This window comes from Actinoplanes subtropicus, assembly GCF_000721705.1.
Classification (GTDB): Bacteria; Actinomycetota; Actinomycetes; order Mycobacteriales; family Micromonosporaceae; genus Actinoplanes; species Actinoplanes subtropicus.
Map to the genome: position 1 here is coordinate 1 of NZ_JOJL01000025.1, position 16,177 is coordinate 16,177.

The window sequence follows — 16,177 nt, forward strand, 5'->3', positions numbered from 1 at the left end:
GTGGCTCAGCACCGGCGACACCTATATCCGCACCCCGACCGGCCACTACACCTGCCTGGGCCGCAGCAACGACCTGCTCAAGGCGGGCGGCATCTGGGTCTCCCCGGCCGAGGTCGAGGCCCGCCTGCTGCAGCACCCCGCGGTCGCGGAGGCCGCCGTCGTCGGGCTGCCCGACAAGAACGGACTCGACAAGCCGGTCGCCGCCGTGGTCGTCCGCGACACTGCCACCGAGGACGAACTCATCCGCTGGTGCCGGGACGGCCTCGCGGCGTTCAAACGGCCCCGGCACGTCCTGTTCGTCGAGGAACTCCCGAAGACCGCGACCGGCAAGATGCAGCGCTACCGGGTCCGGGAACTCGTCGCCCGGCTGGCGGAGGCGCCATGACCATCGTGGACACCGATCTGCTCATCGTCGGGGCCGGGCCGGTGGGCCTGTTCGGCGCCTACTACGCCGGCGTCCGGGGGCTGCGCACCGCCGTCGTCGACTCCCTCGGCCAGGTGGGTGGCCAGGTGAGCGCCATGTACCCGGAGAAGCAGATCTTCGACATCGCCGGTTTCCCCGCCGTTGCCGGCCGCGACCTGGTCGCCGGCCTCGTCGAGCAGGCGGCGCCGTACCGGCCCAAATACCTGCTCGGCCAGGAGGCACAGGACCTGCACCACGAACCGGAACTGCTGCGCGTGCGGACCAGCGCGGGCACCGAGATCACTTGCCGGGCGATCGTCGTGACCGGCGGGATCGGCACGTTCACCCCGCGCCGGTTGCCGGCGGGTGAGGAGTACCTGGGGCGGGGCCTCGACTACTTCGTGCCATCGGCCCGCCCGTACGAGGGTAAGGATGTCGTCGTCGTGGGCGGCGGCGACAGTGCCGTCGACTGGGCGCTGATGCTGCACCCGGTCGCGCGCACGGTGACGCTGGTTCACCGTCGCCAGCAGTTCCGTGCTCACCACGGCTCGCTGCGGCAGTTGGAAGAATCCCCGGTCGCGGTGATCCGCGAGGCGCAGGTCACCGTCACCGGCGGCAACGGCGTGCTGGAACACGTCGAGGTCACCGTCGCCGGTGAGGAGGCGCCACGGCGGCTGGACTGCCAGCGACTGGTCGCCGCGCTGGGCTTCACGGCCGCGCTCGGCCCGCTGCGGGGCTGGGGCGTCGAATTGCACGACAACCGGCATCTGGTCGTGGACAGCGCCATGCGTACGAACGTGCCGGGTGTCTTCGCCGCCGGCGACATCGTCCATTACGACGGCAAGGTACGGCTCATCGCGGTCGGATTCGGCGAGGTCGCCACCGCGGTCAACAACGCCGCCGTGCACATCGACCCCGGCGCGCAGCTGTTCCCGGGCCACTCGACCGACAACCCGGCGCCAGTGCCCTGACCGCCGATGCCTCGCTCAGTGAGTATCTCGCCCCGCGAGTATCTCGCCCCGCGAGTATCTCGCCCAGCTAGGGAGTCAAGGAGGAACGCATGCCGTACGTCATCGCCGGGCCCTGCATCGACGTCATGGACAAGTCGTGCATCGAGGAGTGCCCGGTCGACTGCATCTACGAGGGCGACCGGAAGCTCTACATCAACCCCAAGGAATGCATCGACTGCGGCGCCTGCGAACCGGTCTGCCCGGTCGAGGCCATCAGCCAGGACCGGCGCGTCGCCGCCGAATACCAGGAGTTCGTCGAGGACAACCGCCGGTTCTTCACCGAGCTGCTGCGCGGCCGGGACGATCCGCTGGGCGCGCCCGGCGGCGCCCACAAGACCGGACCGATCGGCGTCGACACGCCGCTGGTGGCGAGGATGGCGACCGCATGACCGCGGTGGTGGAGTACGAGCTCGCCGACGGCATCGCGACCATCACGCTCAACCGGCCGGACGACCTGAACGCGGTCGACCTCGCGGTGTGCGACGCGATGGCGGAGACCCTCTCCGCGTTCGAGAACGACCCGCGGGCGCGCGTCGCCGTCCTGACCGGCCGGGGCCGGGTCTTCTGCGCCGGCGCCGACCTCAAGGCGTTCGCCGCGGGCGACGGGCCGAAGATCGCCGGACACCGGGCCGGCTTCGGTGGCTTCGTACGCTTCCCGCGCACCAAGCCGATCATCGCGGCGGTCAACGGCCACGCGCTGGCCGAGCCGGACCTGGTGTACGAAACGGCGCGGACCCTAGCCGAGCAGATCCGCGCCCCCGCCCCGCTGGCCGTCGCCGCGACCCTGCGCGTCGCCCGGGCGGCAGCCGAAGGCGTCGGGGAAGAGACCGCCTGGCGGCTGAACGACGAACTCCTCGCCGATTTGTTCGACACCGCCGACGCCGGCGAGGGCCAGCGGGCATTCGTCGAGAAGCGGCGGCCGGCCTGGACCGGTCGGTGAGTCACGCCCTCCGGATGGCGTCGCGGCGGGCCGCGGAGGGGTTGACGCCGTAGCGCGCGTGGAACGCGCGGGTGAAATGCGCCTGGCCGGGGAAGCACCATCGGGCCGCGATCGCGGCGATGCTGCGGTGCGCCAGCAGCGGGTCGGTGAGGTCGCGCATCGCCGCCTCGAGGCGCCAGGCACGGATGTGGTCGGTGACCGTGCACGGTTCGTGTTCGAAGAGGCGGTGCAGCGTACGGGCGGCCATGTGGTGGACCGCCGCGACGCGGGCGTGGGTCAGCTCGGGGTCGGCCAGATGGGCGCGCACGTAGTCGAGGACCTGCAACCGCTGCGCGTCCGCGGCACCGTCGCCGAGCGGGGTCGCGGCCTCGGTGAAGGTGCCGGCCAGCAGGTGCAGGCCCGCCTCGCCGAGCCGGTCCGCGGAGGCGCCGCCGATCGCGTCGCGCTGGTCGACCGCCGACGAGACGAAGCTGGCCAGCACGGCGGCCGGGCCGCCGGTGAGCGGCCAGGCCCGGCTCATCGACGCCAGGACGAGATGCTCGGGCAGGTGCAGCGCCGCCCGCGGGAACGCGATCACCGCGCAGGTCCACTGCTGTTCCAGGCGCAGTTGGTACGGCCGCCCGGTGTCGTAGACGGCCATCTGGCCCGGGGCGATGGCGATCTCCCGGTCGTCCTGGTGGACGACGGCCCGGCCGGCCAGCGGCAGGCAGATCTTCAGCAGTTCGAAGGGCACCCGCCGGACCGCGCCGCGGGATCGCAGCACCACCTGCGGGGTGCCGCTGACCTGGTAGGCCATCAGCGCGCCGAGCCGGGTGCCGGCGAGCCGGCCGACCGGCGCCGCGCTGTCGAGGGCCGAGGGGGTCAGCTGCCCGAAGGCACTGCCCAGCTGCTCGCGCCAACCGTCGGCGGCGAGGTTTGTCATTTTTGTCGTCGTCACCGGGGCACCTCCCCACGCGACTTGTCGCTGCACGACAAGGGCCGTGGCGCTAATAGTCAACAGCGACGCCGCCGCCCTGACAAGAGTGCGTAGCAAGTCGGAAACATGGAGGTGGGCGATGTCGCTCGGCTACGACTACGTGGTGATCGGTGCCGGCTCGGCGGGCAGCGTGCTCGCCGCCCGGCTGTCGGAGGATCCCGACCGGCGGGTCCTGTTGCTGGAGGCGGGCCCCGCCGACACCCGCCCCGAGATCGCGGTGCCGCCGGCCTGGCCGGCCCTGTGGGGCACCGAGGTCGACTACTCGTACGACACCGTCCCGCAGGCGGGCACCGGCGGGTCGGTGCACAACTGGCCGCGCGGCCGCACCCTCGGCGGGTCGAGCAGCATCAACGCGATGGTGTACCTGCGCGGGCACCCGGCCGACTTCGACGGCTGGGCCAAGGCGGGCTGCCACGGCTGGGACTACGAGTCGGTGCTGCCGTACTTCCGGCGGATGGAGACCGCGGCCGGCGACCCGCGCTACCGCGGCGACTCCGGCCCGATGCGGCCGGCGCCGTCGGTCACGCCGAACCCGCTGTCGGCGGTGTTCCTCGACGCCGCCGCGGAGGCCGGACACCCGAGCACGGCCGACCTCAACGGTGCCGTGGCCGAGGGGGCAGGCTGGCACGACCTGTCCATCGCGGGCGGCGCCCGGCAGAGCACGGCGGTGGCCTACCTGCATCCGGTACGCGCGGAGCGCCCCAACCTCACCGTCGTCACCGGGGCCCGGGTGCGGCGGCTGCTCGTCGCGGACGGCCGGTGCACCGGCGTGGAGTACGACCTGGCCGGCGAGCTCGTCACCGCGTACGCCGACGGCGAAGTGATCCTCAGCGCCGGCGCCGTCGACTCGCCCCGCCTGCTGTTGCTCTCCGGCGTGGGCGCGGCCGCCGACCTCGAGCGGGCCGGCGTGGCGGTGACCCACGACCTGCCCGGCGTCGGCCGCAACCTGCACGACCACCCGCTGCTCAGCGTGGTCTTCGAGGCCACCCGGCCGATCCCGCCCGGAACCGCCAACCACGCCGAGGTGTCGATGCTGTGGCGCAGCGACGCGTCCCGGCCCGGTCCCGACATGCAACTGATGTTCATCCACCTGCCGTTCCACCAGCCCAGCCTGCAGGCGCCGGAGAACAGCTTCACGTTCGGCATCGCCACGATCCCCGAGGCGCGCGGGTCGATCCGGCTGGCCGGCCCCGACCCCGACGCCCGGCCGCTGATCGACCCGAACTATCTCGGCGCCGAGGAGGACATACGGCGGCTGCGCGAGGGCATCGAGGTCGCCCGGCAGATCGCGGCGGCCGGGGCGTTCGACGGGTGGCGCGGCCGCGAGGTGCTGCCCGGTGACCTCGACCCGCGCCTGTGCACCGGCACCTACTACCACCCGGTCGGCAGCTGCGCGATGGGCACCGGCCCGGACGCGGTCGTCGGCCCCGACCTTCGCGTGCACGGCCTCACCGGCCTGCGCGTGGCGGACGCCTCGGTGATGCCGACGGTCGTCTGCGGGAACACCAACGCCGCCACGATCATGATCGGCGAGAAGGCCGCCGACCTGGTCCGGGGCACGATCGAGGGAGCGTGACGATGGGACTTCTCGACGACGGCACCGCGTGGAGCGGGCGCGTCTTCAGCGACGGGTGGCGGGCCGCGCACGGCGGCGTCCTGGCCGCGACCGAGCCGGCCACCGGGGCCGTCCTCGCCGAGGTCGGCCTCGCCGACGCCGACGACGTGGCCGCGGCGACCGTCCGCGCCGCGCAGGCGCAGCCGGGGTGGGCCGCCACGATCGGCCCGGCCCGCGCGGCCGTGCTGCGCGAGGCCGCCGCGGTGCTGTCCGCCAACCGGGCCGAGTTCGAGCAGTGGCTCGTCCGGGAGGGCGGTGCCGTACCCGGCAAGGCCGCCTTCGAGGTCGACCTCGCCCTCGGTGAGCTGTGGGAGGCGGCGGCGCTGCCCACCCAGCCGTGCGGGCACCTGCTGCCCAGCAGCGAACCGGGCCGGGAGAGCGTGGCCCGCCGGGTGCCGCTCGGCGTGGTCGGCGTGATCAGCCCGTGGAACTTCCCGCTGATCCTCTCCATCCGGGCGGTCGCGCCGGCCCTGGCCCTGGGCAACGCCGTGGTCCTCAAGCCGGACACGCAGACCGCGGTCTCCGGCGGGACGCTGGTGGCCCGGCTGTTCGAGGCCGCCGGGCTACCCTCGGGCCTGTTGCACGTGCTCCCGGGCGATGCGGTGCCCGGCGCGGCCCTGGTCGCCGACCCGCACGTCGCGATGATCGCCTTCACCGGGTCGACCGCGGTCGGCCGGGAGGTGGGTGCCACCGCCGGTCGTACCCTCAAACGGGTCTCCCTGGAGCTCGGCGGCAACAATGCGCTGCTCGTGCTCGACGACGCCGACCTCGAGATCGCCAGCTCGGCCGGGGCGTGGGGCGCGTTCCTGCACCAGGGCCAGGTCTGCATGACCGCCGGCCGGCACATCGTGCACGAGTCGGTCGCCGACGAGTATCTCGAGCGCCTGGCCAAACGGGCCCAGTCGCTGCCGGTCGGCGACCCGTTCACCGGCCAGGTCGCCCTCGGCCCGCTGATCAACAGCCGGCAGCGCGACAACGTGCACCGCATCGTCGAGCAGACGGTCGAGGCCGGCGCCGAGATCCGCACCGGCGGCACGTACGAGGACCTCTTCTATCGCCCCACCGTGCTGGCCGGCGTGACCGCCGCGATGCCGGCGTTCCGCGAGGAGATCTTCGGGCCGGTCGCCCCGGTCGTCGTGGTCCGCGACGACGACGAGGCGGTCGCGGTCGCCAACGACACCGAGTACGGCCTGGTCGCCGCCGTGCAGACCGGCTCGGTGGACCGGGGCCGGCAGATCGCCGCCCGGCTGCGCACCGGCATCGTGCACATCAACGACCAGACCCTCAACAACGACGCCTACGCCCCCTTCGGCGGCACCGGCGCCTCCGGCAACGGCAGCCGGTTCGGCTCGCAGAGCAGCTGGGACGAATTCACCCAGTGGCAGTGGGTCACCGCCCGCGACCAGGCGCACGGTTTCCCCTTCTGAGAACCTCCGGAAATACGGCCCCCGGGCGGCGGGTCACCCCGCCGCCCGGGCACCTCCGCTCAGACCTGGGTGAAGGTCCACATCAGGTTGGTGCTGTTGGTCCAGGTCCACTGCTTGACGTTGGAGCCGGTGGAGACATTGCCGCCGCCGTCGAGGCACAGGCCGGTGGTGCGGTTGGCGATGGAGTAGCGGCCGTCGCCGCGGTGGGTGATCAGCCATTGCTGGTTGGTGCCGCCGTTCCAGGTGTACTGGCGGGCGGGCTGGCCGTCGATGGTGTAGCCCCAGCCGTCGGCGACCATGCCGCTGGTGCGGTTGACCAGCTTGTAGTAGCCGTTGCCGAGCTCGACGGGCTGCCACTGCAGGTTGGTGCTGCCGTCCCAGCTCCACTGTTTGAGATTGGAGCCGGCGGCCACGGTGCCGCCGCTGTCGAGGACCAGGCCGTCGGTGACGTTGGTGAGCCGGAACCAGCCGGACTGGCTGAACATCACCTTCAGCGAGGTGATCTGGTCGTTGCCGCCGGTGACCCGCAGGTCGGTGCTGTCCGCGGTGAGCGTCCACGCCGTACCGGTGAAATTGTCGCCGGGGTAACCGACCAGCTGGCAGCCGGGCGCGAGCTCGACCGACGAGATGCTCAGCGGGACGATCCCGGCGAGCGTCAGCTGGTCGGCGGTGTAGCTGCCGACCGGCAGCACGGCGCTCGCGCCGGCGTAGCCGACATCCCCGAAGACCACGGCGCCGGTCAGCGGCCGCAGCGTGGGTATCTGGCCGGAGAAGATCAATTTCAGCACGTACGCGTCGGAAGTGAACGGCGCGGCCGAGGGCAACGTGACGGTCAGGCCGGAGGCGTTCCGCACAAAGGTGGGTGCCACGGTCGAGGCCAGCAACTGCACCGAGGCGAGGCTGCCGAGGTCGATACGGTCCGAGGCGAGCGTCGTGATCGTCAGCGAGCTGCCGGGCCAGCCCAGCACCGTCGCGTACAGGATGGTGTTGTCCTTGGTCCTGGTGAACCGGATGTCCGCGGCGGTGCCGACCTTCGGCGTGGTGAACGAGCCGCCGCCCATCTTGGTCGGGCCTTCGCCGTAGGCGGTCCAGGCCCGGGTCGAGTAGATCGACTCGCCGAACCGGCCCAGGTAGTCGCCGATGCCCAGCAGCAGGTCCTGCTGCGCCTGCGGGATCGAGCCGTCGACCATCGGGGCGATGTTGAGCAGCATGGTGCCGCCCTTGCTGACCCGATCGATCAGCGCGTGCAGCAGCTGCTGCCGGGAGTAGTAGCCGATCCCGACCGTGTAGCACCAGCTGGAGCTGGACACGCTGTCGTCGGTGAGCCAGTACGGCGCGGTGAGGTCGTCCGGGCCGCCGCGCTCGAAGTCATACATCTCGCCGTGGCTGTTGTATCCATCCTTGTACGTGGTGACGACCTCGCGGCCCCAGGTCTGGGCCTGGTTGAAGTAGTACGACAGGAACTCGAGGCTCTTGGTCTCGTCGACCGCGTCGAGCTTGAAATCCTGGTAGATGATGTCCGGCTGGGCCAGGTCGATGACCTCTTTGAGCTTGTCGTACCAGAGCTGGTTCTGCGCCGTCGTGCCGAGCTGGCCGTACAGCTTCTTGAGGCTCGCGTCGGTCTGCGCCGGTACGTGGTCGTAGTAGCCGTTGAAGTGGTACGCGTGGTGCATCGCGACCAGCAGCTTCAGGTTCTTCTTCCGGATCGCGTCGGCGAACAGCTTCAGCAGGTCGAGGCCGGGCCCCTTGCCGACCGAGTTCCACTCGTTGACCTGGCTGTCCCACATCGAGAAACCGTCGTGGTGCTCGGACACCGGGCCGGCGAACCGGGCGCCGGCGTCCACGTACAGCTGCGCCCACTCGTCCGGGTCGAACCCGCCACCCTGCGACTTGAGCTTCGGGGCGAACTCGACGTAGTTGCCGGCCAGGTCCCGGGCACCGTTGATGAAGTTGTGGAACGGCCACACCGACGGGTCACCGTAGGTGGCGATGTGGTGCGTGTTGGCCTCGCTGCCCGAGATGTACATGTTGCGCGGGTACCACTCGCTGTCGTGCGCCGGCACGCTGAACACGCCCCAGTGGGCGTAGATCCCGAACTTCGCGTCCCGGAACCACTCCGGAGCGGCCGGATGCTGATTGACCGAATCCCACGACGCCGTGTATGCCGCCGACGCCGCCTGCGCACCCCGCGCACCGAACACGCTGCTCACCACCGCACCCGCCGCTACTCCGCCCGCCCGGCCAGAAACTGGCGCCTACCGATCCCGGCCATGGGATGAATTTATTAACCGTTGATGCCCGTTGCTGTCCAGAAACACCGGGAAGCCCGGTCAATCCTGCCAGACATGGGATTACCGCGCGCCGCTCGGCCACAGAATCTCGTACTGGCCCTTGCCGCGAACCTTGGCCGCGTACATCGCGCGATCGGGGCTCGAGGAGCGCGTCACCGTCGAATTCGCCGATCGATCCAACGACGATGCCTACGCTGGCGCCGACCCCTCCCCAACTCGACCGATCGGCATGGACCGGCCCCGCATGAGGAAGGCCGGAGGTCCCGAGCAGGGAGAACAACGCCTGGTTCTGGGCGATGGACAGGATCTGGCCGTTCGCGCGCGTGCCGCACCTTCACCCTGAACAACCACCGCAGATGCAAACCTCGGCTCTTTCAGGGCCGCGTCAGCCGTGTTTCAGGGGCCGGTGGGACGGTGCGGGTGGTCATTCGGTCCAGAACCAGACGGGAGATCCATCCGAAATGAATCGCCTCTCGACAAACCTGCCGCGCGTGTGGCGCGTGCTTGCCGCGGTCGTGGTGGCGGTCGCGGCGTCCGTGACCCTGCTCGGCGCCGGTCCGGCGCGGGCGGCGGCCGACACGAAGCCGCCGACCGTGCCGACCGGGCTGACCGCGTCCAATGTGTCGTTCACCTTCGCGACAGTGACCTGGAACGCCTCGACCGACAACTCGGGCTCGCTCTACTACGAGGTCACGATCAACCAGACGACCGGGCCATACACGCAGATCGTGTCGGACCCGACGGTGGCGTTCGGCGGGCTGACGGCCGGCCAGACGTACACCGTGTCGGTGCGCGCGGTCGACTTCGCCGGCAACGCCTCGGCGTCCGCGTCGACCCAGTTCACGACGCTGGCGCGCACCGGTCCGCCGCCCACGGCGCCGGCCAACTTGCGCGGCGTATTCACCAGCGGCGCCCTCACCGGCATCGCCTGGGACGCCTCGGTCTTCAACGGCCACGTCTCCTACCAGCTCTTCGCCAACGGCACCTGGGCGTGGGCCACGTCGAAGACCAGCGTGACCGTGCGGGAACTCGTCGTCTCCGAGGGGGTCAAGGCGGGAAACACCTACACCTTCACCGTTCAAGCCATCGGCACCGACAACTACCTCTCCGATCTGAGCGCGCCGGTGACGCTCACGATCCCGTCAAGCTGAACAGCGACGACCGCTTGGCGTTGGAGGCCTGCGACCTCCAGCGCCAAGCGGCGGCCTGGTACCCCACGCCCATGGGGTTCGGGGGCTCGGGTGGCGTCCTGACCGCCACGGCGACCGAGGGCGGCCGAGATCGGTCCCACTGCGGGGCTCTCGATGAAGGATCTGGCCCGGTCCAGCCGCCGATGGGCGCGGGAGCCCGCGACGACCGCGGGCCGCGGGCACGCCGGTCGTCTACTCCGGGGACAGAACCTGTAATTGGTGGCCGGCTACAAGCAGGCCGTCGCCGCCTATGAGGGTGGGGCATTCCTGCGGCGCGCCACTAGAATGGTGCGGGTCCACGGCCTGCCAGCGACATCAGAACCTGAGTGGCGAGGAGCTTGCGCATGCCCGTGACGGCGACTGTCCCCGCCCGGTCGTAAGGCAGCTCCAACTGAAGCCCTTCGCCTGCGTCGCGAAGGTCTGTCGTGATCTTGTCGGGACGGAACGTGCCGCTCCAGCCGTCGATCCCTCCGCGCTGGTTGGTGCTGAGCGAGGCCATGCCGGAGATGCATGCGCCGTCGGCCAGGATCAGCTTCGCCGGGCCCGAGTACGTTGTTGTCATTGTCATCTCCTTCAAGATGTCGCGCGGTGTGCTCCGGCGTTGGGTTGCCGCACTTCATCGCGAGCGCGAGGCGTCGAGTCGGGTGCGTGCCGTGCTTACCTGAGCCGCGACCATACGTCCATGCTCCCCCGGGATGGGTGGCGACGACGCGAGTTCGGCCGGTCGCCGATCGAGGCAAAGCACCCGGGCGCGTCTAGCCATACCCCCGAGGAGGGTCCTGGCCTCGGCCGACCCGACCTTCACGATGCTGCGAAGAACCAGGAGGCACGGCCGGCGCCGAGACGCCGAAACGACGGCCCGCTGAATCAGTCAGACCGCCGTTCGCGAAGCGTGGATCAGAGCGGGCGGATGTTCTCCGCCTGCGGGCCCTTCTGGCCCTGCGTAATGTCGAACTCCACCTTCTGGTTCTCGTCGAGGCTGCGGAAGCCGCTCGCCGAGATGGCGGAGAAGTGGGCGAAGACATCGGCGCCGCCGTCGTCCGGGGCGATGAAGCCGAAGCCCTTATCCGCGTTGAACCACTTCACGGTACCTGTAGTCATGTCTGCTCCTTAGCAGGCTGTTAGAGACCGCACTGTGCGAACCCCTACGCCGCCGCGTTGATCACCCGCGCCGAAACGACACGAAAACGAAAAAGCGCCGGACGGGTTTCGGATGAGACCCATCAGGCGCTGAAAACGTCTACGGAAATCAAAACTGCAACTGGGTCACCATAGCACGGAATCGGTCTCCCGCCAGCCGATGTGCGCGGCCGCGTCACAGCACAGCGCCACGAGGCGCCACCTCGATCGCCGCGATGCCCCTGCCGTAGAGCACCACGAGACGATCACCGTGCCTGGCGCGCAGCACCCCCGACTCCTGCGCCAGCGTCGAGATCACATGCTCCACAAGCTCGGCCGGGTCGGAGACGTCGGGACTGTCGTATGTGATGTCCATGCGGTCGCCGCTGATGAGCCGGACGCGTAGCACCGTGGTCGCCATGTCGTAGACGCTAGTCGCGTGAGACCGTCCGAAGGTGCCCCACCGCGCGGGTGAACAGTAGTGCCGCCCGCACCACAGGATCGGGCAGCCGCGATAGCGCCGCGTATTCGGCAGCCGGCCCGTGCGCCGTCACCACCGCGGGCTCCGGCGCGAAGCGGGGATCCGAAGACCAGAAAATCTACGTGGGCCCCGGTGCTTCACCGGGGCCCTCGTTCGTGCAGGCGGCATGGGCCAACCCGACCCATCACGACTCCGGGAGCGACCGCCGAGACGTCTCCCAACCGCCACCCGGTCCCGGCCTTCGCAGGCAGGGACCGCTGTCGTTGGTGGCCGCGGTGTCCCAGCCGGACGGCCCGGGTGGTGAGGTGGGATGAGATGGACGACGAAAAACGCGGTCACCGCCCGCGACACAACCGTCGTGGTGCACAGTGAATCCGTGCCCAACGATCACCTCACCGCCGAGATGGCCGCGTCGCTGGAGCGGCTGCGGACGGTCAGCGATGAGCACCAGGCCGACCGGGAACAGCAGCAACCCACCGCCAGTCCGCTCGACGCCGCACCCGGTCCAGGTGAGGCATTGGACTGGCGCGCCGAGGCCGCCGACCGCCGCGACGAAACACAAGCGCGGCGGGAATCCATGCTCGACGAGCGAGAAGCGGCCCTTGAGCAGCGGGCACACCTGCTCGACAGACGAGAGAACGAAGACTGACACGAAGCCCGTCGTCCCGTCTCCGCCCTCCACGGAACTGATCGACCCGCGCCGCTCGACCGCGGCCACCGCCGCTGCTCCCGTAGCCAGCTACACCTGGCCGACCGCGCCCACCAACCCCGCACCACCCACCGACCAGCTTCCTGACCCCGCGACGACGCCTTAGCGTCACAGACCGCCACGGGGTCCTGCCTTTCCAGACAGGGACCGTTTGCGGTTGCAGTCCGATGGCGTCCCGGACAGGGCTGGACGCCGCTTGGTCCTCGACGCTGCACGCAGCCGCCGCGTGTCCTTCCCGGCGGGGCTGGCCGGCTGCGCCGGGCCGGCATTTCGCCGTCCCGGGCCCGGCCATGGCGAGCACGGAGACCCGGCTGATCTTCGCGTCCATGGCCGCGCCGAGGCCGGACACGCAGTACCTGCTCAACACCTCAAGCCACCGGACCGGCAGATGTCCGCGATCGGGATCGCCGATCAGGACCAGCGCGCCGCGGGGCTGCGCACGCTGCAGGAAGCCCTGCATTCGCGCGGCCAGGTCGGTCGCCACGGCCACGAGTGCATACGGGCCGATGTCGTTCGCGGTCACCGCGGAGGCGCCCGCTTTGGCTGCGGCGATGGCGGCCACTCCGCGGCCGGTGGCCACATCGAGAACGCGCCGATCAGCCACGACCCTCGGGTGATCCAGCACATACCGGGCCAACGCTTGACCGCCGGCCCCAGGCGTTGGCCCAGAATCACATCAATGATCTGCTTGACAGTACGTAAGCGCGGGTCAGCGGCGGCGGAACCCCGTCCGCTACCGCCGGACCACGAAGGATGACATCGTCCACGCCGGCACCACCGGAGCGTGCCCGGCAAGGCCGTGATCAGCAGAAGAGGCCGAGGCGAGTCTCGCCTTGTCGAGCACGACGGTGATGACCGCTTCTCCAGATCGTCGCCGACAACCTTCACGGACGGAGGCATGGCCTTGACTCGGTGTAACGGCGTAGCGTCACTCCAGGCTTGACTGTACGAGCGCGTCGCCAGATGCCGCGGCGGTCATTCCTCCCATCGCCGTGAGGGTCGCATGAAAAGATCGTCGACGGCGGCCGGAACTGGCCCTCTGGAATCTGCGCGACGAAAGGGGGTCGGTTTTCAGGCTTCTTGACAAAGATCGCTCGGGAAGCAGGAAAGCGCCTGCTGCGCTCGCCCACTACTTTCGAACTCTTCCCGGGCGAGCGAACTACCTGACCCGCCTGAGTACCTGTTCGGAACATACTCTCTTGCTTCGATCCGGTTCGACCTGGCTCGCTACTGACGAGCTGGTCGAGCCGCAAAGCCGGACCGACGTCCGGCAATATCTATACGTTCATGGAAAGGGCGTCTGCTCGTGCGCTATCTCAGCGATGTCAATCTCCGCGCCGTGCTGGCGGTCCTCATCAGCCGTGCCGGCGGAACAGTCGAAATCGCGAACGCCGAACTCTACGACGCGATGTTGCCCGACCAGGGACGCACCGAGACGTTCCTCGTCGAAGAGACCTCCGCCGGCCTCCGCCTGTCGCTCGTACCCCAGACCGGGGAGAACACCCGGAGCAAAGAGTAGGGGGCTGACCGATGGCTTCGTCATCGGTGTCGGCAGCAGCCGGCGCCCGCGGCCTCCGCGGCCACGGCCACGTGCGCCTCGGAGTGCTACGTCCTGATCAGATCCTCGGGCTCGCGGTGGTGGCCGCTCATGCCCGCGACCACGACCCGGCCGACACGCAGTGGCACGCCGAGCTGATGTTGTGGACCGGCGCGGGCCGCATCGTCGGCGCCGTCGACGGCCTGCGACTGCCCATCGCCCACGGTGACCACGACCGGGCCGCAACATTTGCGGTGCTGCACGGCCCCCGCGATGAGACTCTGGACTGGTTGCATGCCGGCGAAGCCCTCTCGGCCGGCTCGCTGGTCGCCGCCGAACTCGGAGTGTCAGTGCTACCGTTCAGCGCACCGATACCGCACGCCGAAGCCCGCAGCTCCCTACGAACTGTGGTGCCCGAGTTGGCCCATCTTTACCTGATGATCCGTCTGGGGCGCCATGCCACCGGAGCGGTCGCACCGCGCACCACGCGACGCCCGGTCGCCAAGCTGATCGAGTGAGATCAGGCTGACGGCCCGGCTCGGCGAGACGGCGAGGACGGCTCAGACACACGCGCCATCGGCACGTTCGTGATCCACCGCCCCCTGCATGAGTTCAACGCACCCTGCTCGCGCCCTTCTCGGCGATCGCGACGTCCGGCTTCCACAGCCTCGCGGAGAATCAGCGGTCGAATTCGATATCGAGCAGGGCAACAATCGCCTGTAGGCGACGAGCATCCCGCCGTTTTGGAAATGTGGCCCGGCGTCTGCTCGCAGGAGTCGCCGGGCATGGTGGCGGCAGAGTCTCTGGGCAGCTGCGTTATCCGCCGAGAACGGCCGCCCGGCCTGGCGGCCTACCTGACCAGTGCCCAAGCGGGGCCGCCGGCGGACTCGTCCGTTGCCGGCGGACGTGCGCGCCGGCCAAGTAGCGGGCCTTGCGGCGCATCCCTCGCCCTGGGCAGTGCGGTAGCCGGCGGCTTCCGCGGTGAGCAGGCGGCGGGCGGCGCTAACCCGGGCCGGCACGGTGAGTCGGCGGAAGGCGGATGAGTGTGATCGCGGCAAGGAGTGCAGCGGTGGCACACACCGACCATACGATCATGTATCCGGAGAGGGGTGCGTGTCCGGCGGCGGGGTCGTCGAGGGAACCGGTGGCGGTCAGCGCGATCGCGAAGATCGATGATGCGATCGCGCCGCCGACGGTTTTCGTGGCGTTCGTCATCCCGGTTGCCAGGCCGGTTGCGGCGGGCGGTGCGCCGGCGGCGGCCGAGGCCGGCAGCGCGGCGACCAGGGCGCCCGAGCCGATCCCGGCGATCACCATATTGATCACGGCTTGCAGCGGGGTGGCGTGGAACGGCAACCAGAGTGCGTAGCCGACGGCGACGAGCAGGCAGTACAGGACGTACGCCGCGCGGGTGCCCAGCAGCCGCGAGACCGCAGGGAGGGTGAACGCCCCGATCGCCAGGCTGATGACATATACGCCGATGAGCGCGGAGACGAATGACGCGTCGGCACCGAGCCCGTATCCGGCAGTGTCCGGATCGGTCCGCGCGAACGTGGACAGCGGGATCTGCGCCCCGAGCACCGACATGCCGAAAAGAAACGCGGTCAACTGCACCGGCCACTGCGTGGGCAAGGCGAGCAGGCGCACGTCGACGAACGGGTGCCGGCGCCCGGCCTCGAATCGGGTGAACACGACGAGCGCGGCGAGGCCGAGGACGATCAGGCCCCAGGCCAGGATGCTCGCCGGGCCTTGCAGGCGGATGGTGATGAGCCCGGCCATGACGAGGCCGAGGGTGAGGGTCAGTAGGCAGAATCCGGGCAGGTCGGGGTCGGTCATTCCGTGGCCTGGCACATGCTCGATGCCGCCGGCGACGAGGACCAGCACGAGCGTGACAGCGATCGCGGGCAGCGCGAGGACGACCGACATGGACGTGGACCCGACGAGCGCACCGCTGGTCAGCGCGCCGACGATCACGGCGAGTTCGAGGGCGCCGACAAGGATTGCCGCCGCGTTGCGGGTGAGCGCGTGCTGGCGTGGGCTGCCGGCCGTACGCCGGTAAATGATCGAGATTTCCATCGGCAGCCAGACGACGTACGCGCCCTGCAGCGCGAAGCCGATGAGGAAGGTCACGAAGGTGGGCGAGAACACCAAAATCCACGAGCCGAGCGCTGTGACGGCTGTCGAGGCGACGAGCACGCGCTTGTGCCCGGCCATGTCGCCGAGCCTGGCCATCGGCGGCACGGCGAGCGCCGCCACGATCAGCTGCGCGGCCTCGAACCAGTTGACGTCGGCGTCGCTCATCGCGAGGTGACCGGCGATGTCTTTCCAGATCGGGGTGTAGTAGCCCTGCAGGATGCCGCTGGCTACCTCTACGCAGACGAGGAACCCGACAATGCGCACGAGTCCCGGTACACGGGAACTCGCGGGCGCGCCGCCGAGGGCGATGGGGTCGCTGATCGACTCGGGTTGGCCCATCGCCGGC

At 70.1% G+C, this 16,177-nt stretch carries 16 protein-coding genes and 1 pseudogene; 10 read left to right on the forward strand and 7 right to left on the reverse strand.

Features of this window, described 5'->3' with window-relative positions:
* The 4 genes from IH26_RS0131870 to IH26_RS56315 form a co-directional block, all read left to right on the forward strand.
* On the forward strand, positions 1-385 hold a 385-nt coding region (locus tag IH26_RS0131870), incomplete at its 5' end, for an AMP-binding enzyme (RefSeq protein WP_030439960.1).
* Positions 386-387: 2 nt separating this feature from the next.
* Positions 388-1,374, forward strand: coding sequence for an NAD(P)/FAD-dependent oxidoreductase (locus IH26_RS0131875; protein WP_211268789.1), 987 nt, complete (start codon positions 388-390; stop codon positions 1,372-1,374).
* 89 nt (positions 1,375-1,463) lie between these two features.
* Positions 1,464-1,802, forward strand: coding sequence for a ferredoxin (gene fdxA, locus IH26_RS0131880; RefSeq protein WP_030439962.1), 339 nt, complete (start codon positions 1,464-1,466; stop codon positions 1,800-1,802).
* Entirely contained in the window at positions 1,799-2,353 is a 555-nt protein-coding gene (locus IH26_RS56315; protein WP_051808862.1) for an enoyl-CoA hydratase-related protein, read from the forward strand. The genes fdxA and IH26_RS56315 overlap by 4 nt, the downstream gene beginning before the upstream one ends.
* Before the next feature lies 1 nt (position 2,354).
* Here IH26_RS56315 and IH26_RS0131890 read toward each other — a convergent pair whose 3' ends face one another.
* Entirely contained in the window at positions 2,355-3,290 is a 936-nt protein-coding gene (locus IH26_RS0131890) for an AraC-like ligand-binding domain-containing protein (protein ID WP_157437492.1), read from the reverse strand.
* A gap of 118 nt (positions 3,291-3,408) precedes the next feature.
* Between IH26_RS0131890 and IH26_RS0131895 the strand changes: the two genes are divergently transcribed.
* A complete protein-coding gene (locus IH26_RS0131895; RefSeq protein ID WP_034216398.1) occupies positions 3,409-4,905 on the forward strand; it encodes a GMC family oxidoreductase in 1,497 nt (498 codons plus the stop codon).
* 2 nt (positions 4,906-4,907) lie between these two features.
* Positions 4,908-6,371 (forward strand): benzaldehyde dehydrogenase, encoded by a 1,464-nt coding sequence (locus IH26_RS0131900; protein ID WP_030439966.1) that lies wholly within the window; start codon positions 4,908-4,910, stop codon positions 6,369-6,371.
* A gap of 59 nt (positions 6,372-6,430) precedes the next feature.
* Here the strand turns inward: IH26_RS0131900 and IH26_RS54240 are convergent, their stop codons facing one another.
* Positions 6,431-8,581 carry an alpha-L-fucosidase gene (locus IH26_RS54240; protein ID WP_245665714.1) on the reverse strand — a complete coding sequence of 717 codons (2,151 nt, stop codon included), beginning with the start codon at positions 8,579-8,581 and terminating at the stop codon, positions 6,431-6,433.
* A 572-nt stretch (positions 8,582-9,153) separates the two neighbouring features.
* On the opposite strand from IH26_RS54240, the gene IH26_RS0131915 reads away from it, so the two are divergent.
* Positions 9,154-9,813: a fibronectin type III domain-containing protein gene (locus tag IH26_RS0131915; RefSeq protein WP_169789851.1), complete on the forward strand. Its 660-nt coding sequence runs from the start codon at positions 9,154-9,156 to the stop codon at positions 9,811-9,813.
* A 319-nt stretch (positions 9,814-10,132) separates the two neighbouring features.
* Here IH26_RS0131915 and IH26_RS0131920 read toward each other — a convergent pair whose 3' ends face one another.
* The 3 genes from IH26_RS0131920 to IH26_RS0131930 all read right to left on the reverse strand — a co-directional run bounded on the left by IH26_RS0131920 (position 10,133) and on the right by IH26_RS0131930 (position 11,392).
* A complete protein-coding gene (locus IH26_RS0131920) occupies positions 10,133-10,414 on the reverse strand; it encodes a hypothetical protein (RefSeq protein WP_051808866.1) in 282 nt (93 codons plus the stop codon).
* Positions 10,415-10,749: 335 nt separating this feature from the next.
* The gene (gene cspE, locus IH26_RS0131925; RefSeq protein ID WP_030439969.1) at positions 10,750-10,953 is read right to left on the reverse strand and encodes a transcription antiterminator/RNA stability regulator CspE; all 204 of its coding nucleotides are present in this window, start codon (positions 10,951-10,953) and stop codon (positions 10,750-10,752) included.
* A gap of 214 nt (positions 10,954-11,167) precedes the next feature.
* Entirely contained in the window at positions 11,168-11,392 is a 225-nt protein-coding gene (locus IH26_RS0131930; protein ID WP_030439970.1) for a hypothetical protein, read from the reverse strand.
* A 370-nt stretch (positions 11,393-11,762) separates the two neighbouring features.
* On the opposite strand from IH26_RS0131930, the gene IH26_RS63290 reads away from it, so the two are divergent.
* A complete protein-coding gene (locus tag IH26_RS63290; RefSeq protein WP_030439971.1) occupies positions 11,763-12,101 on the forward strand; it encodes a hypothetical protein in 339 nt (112 codons plus the stop codon).
* A 601-nt stretch (positions 12,102-12,702) separates the two neighbouring features.
* Here IH26_RS63290 and IH26_RS64680 read toward each other — a convergent pair.
* Positions 12,703-12,786: pseudogene (locus IH26_RS64680) on the reverse strand (methyltransferase); the annotation flags it as partial.
* Positions 12,787-13,467: 681 nt separating this feature from the next.
* Between IH26_RS64680 and IH26_RS0131940 the strand changes: the two are divergent.
* Both IH26_RS0131940 and IH26_RS0131945 read left to right on the forward strand, forming a co-directional pair.
* A complete protein-coding gene (locus tag IH26_RS0131940) occupies positions 13,468-13,680 on the forward strand; it encodes a hypothetical protein (RefSeq protein ID WP_030439972.1) in 213 nt (70 codons plus the stop codon).
* A gap of 11 nt (positions 13,681-13,691) precedes the next feature.
* On the forward strand, positions 13,692-14,216 hold the full coding sequence (locus IH26_RS0131945) for a hypothetical protein (protein WP_051808868.1): 525 nt from the start codon (positions 13,692-13,694) through the stop codon (positions 14,214-14,216).
* 484 nt (positions 14,217-14,700) lie between these two features.
* On the opposite strand, the gene IH26_RS0131950 is transcribed toward IH26_RS0131945, so the two are convergent.
* Positions 14,701-16,170, reverse strand: coding sequence for an MFS transporter (locus tag IH26_RS0131950; protein ID WP_084599219.1), 1,470 nt, complete (start codon positions 16,168-16,170; stop codon positions 14,701-14,703).
* Between the last annotated feature and the right edge of the window lie 7 nt (positions 16,171-16,177).

Coding starts and splice junctions, on each gene's coding strand:
- fdxA (WP_030439962.1), top strand. CDS start 1,464: ATGCCGTACGTCATCGCCGGGCCCTGCATCGACGTCATGGACAAGTCG.
- IH26_RS0131950 (WP_084599219.1), bottom strand. CDS start 16,170: ATGGGCCAACCCGAGTCGATCAGCGACCCCATCGCCCTCGGCGGCGCG.
- cspE (WP_030439969.1), bottom strand. CDS start 10,953: ATGACTACAGGTACCGTGAAGTGGTTCAACGCGGATAAGGGCTTCGGC.
- IH26_RS0131945 (WP_051808868.1), top strand. CDS start 13,692: ATGGCTTCGTCATCGGTGTCGGCAGCAGCCGGCGCCCGCGGCCTCCGC.
- IH26_RS0131930 (WP_030439970.1), bottom strand. CDS start 11,392: ATGGCGACCACGGTGCTACGCGTCCGGCTCATCAGCGGCGACCGCATG.
- IH26_RS63290 (WP_030439971.1), top strand. CDS start 11,763: ATGAGATGGACGACGAAAAACGCGGTCACCGCCCGCGACACAACCGTC.
- IH26_RS56315 (WP_051808862.1), top strand. CDS start 1,799: ATGACCGCGGTGGTGGAGTACGAGCTCGCCGACGGCATCGCGACCATC.
- IH26_RS0131895 (WP_034216398.1), top strand. CDS start 3,409: ATGTCGCTCGGCTACGACTACGTGGTGATCGGTGCCGGCTCGGCGGGC.
- IH26_RS0131900 (WP_030439966.1), top strand. CDS start 4,908: ATGGGACTTCTCGACGACGGCACCGCGTGGAGCGGGCGCGTCTTCAGC.
- IH26_RS0131920 (WP_051808866.1), bottom strand. CDS start 10,414: ATGACAACAACGTACTCGGGCCCGGCGAAGCTGATCCTGGCCGACGGC.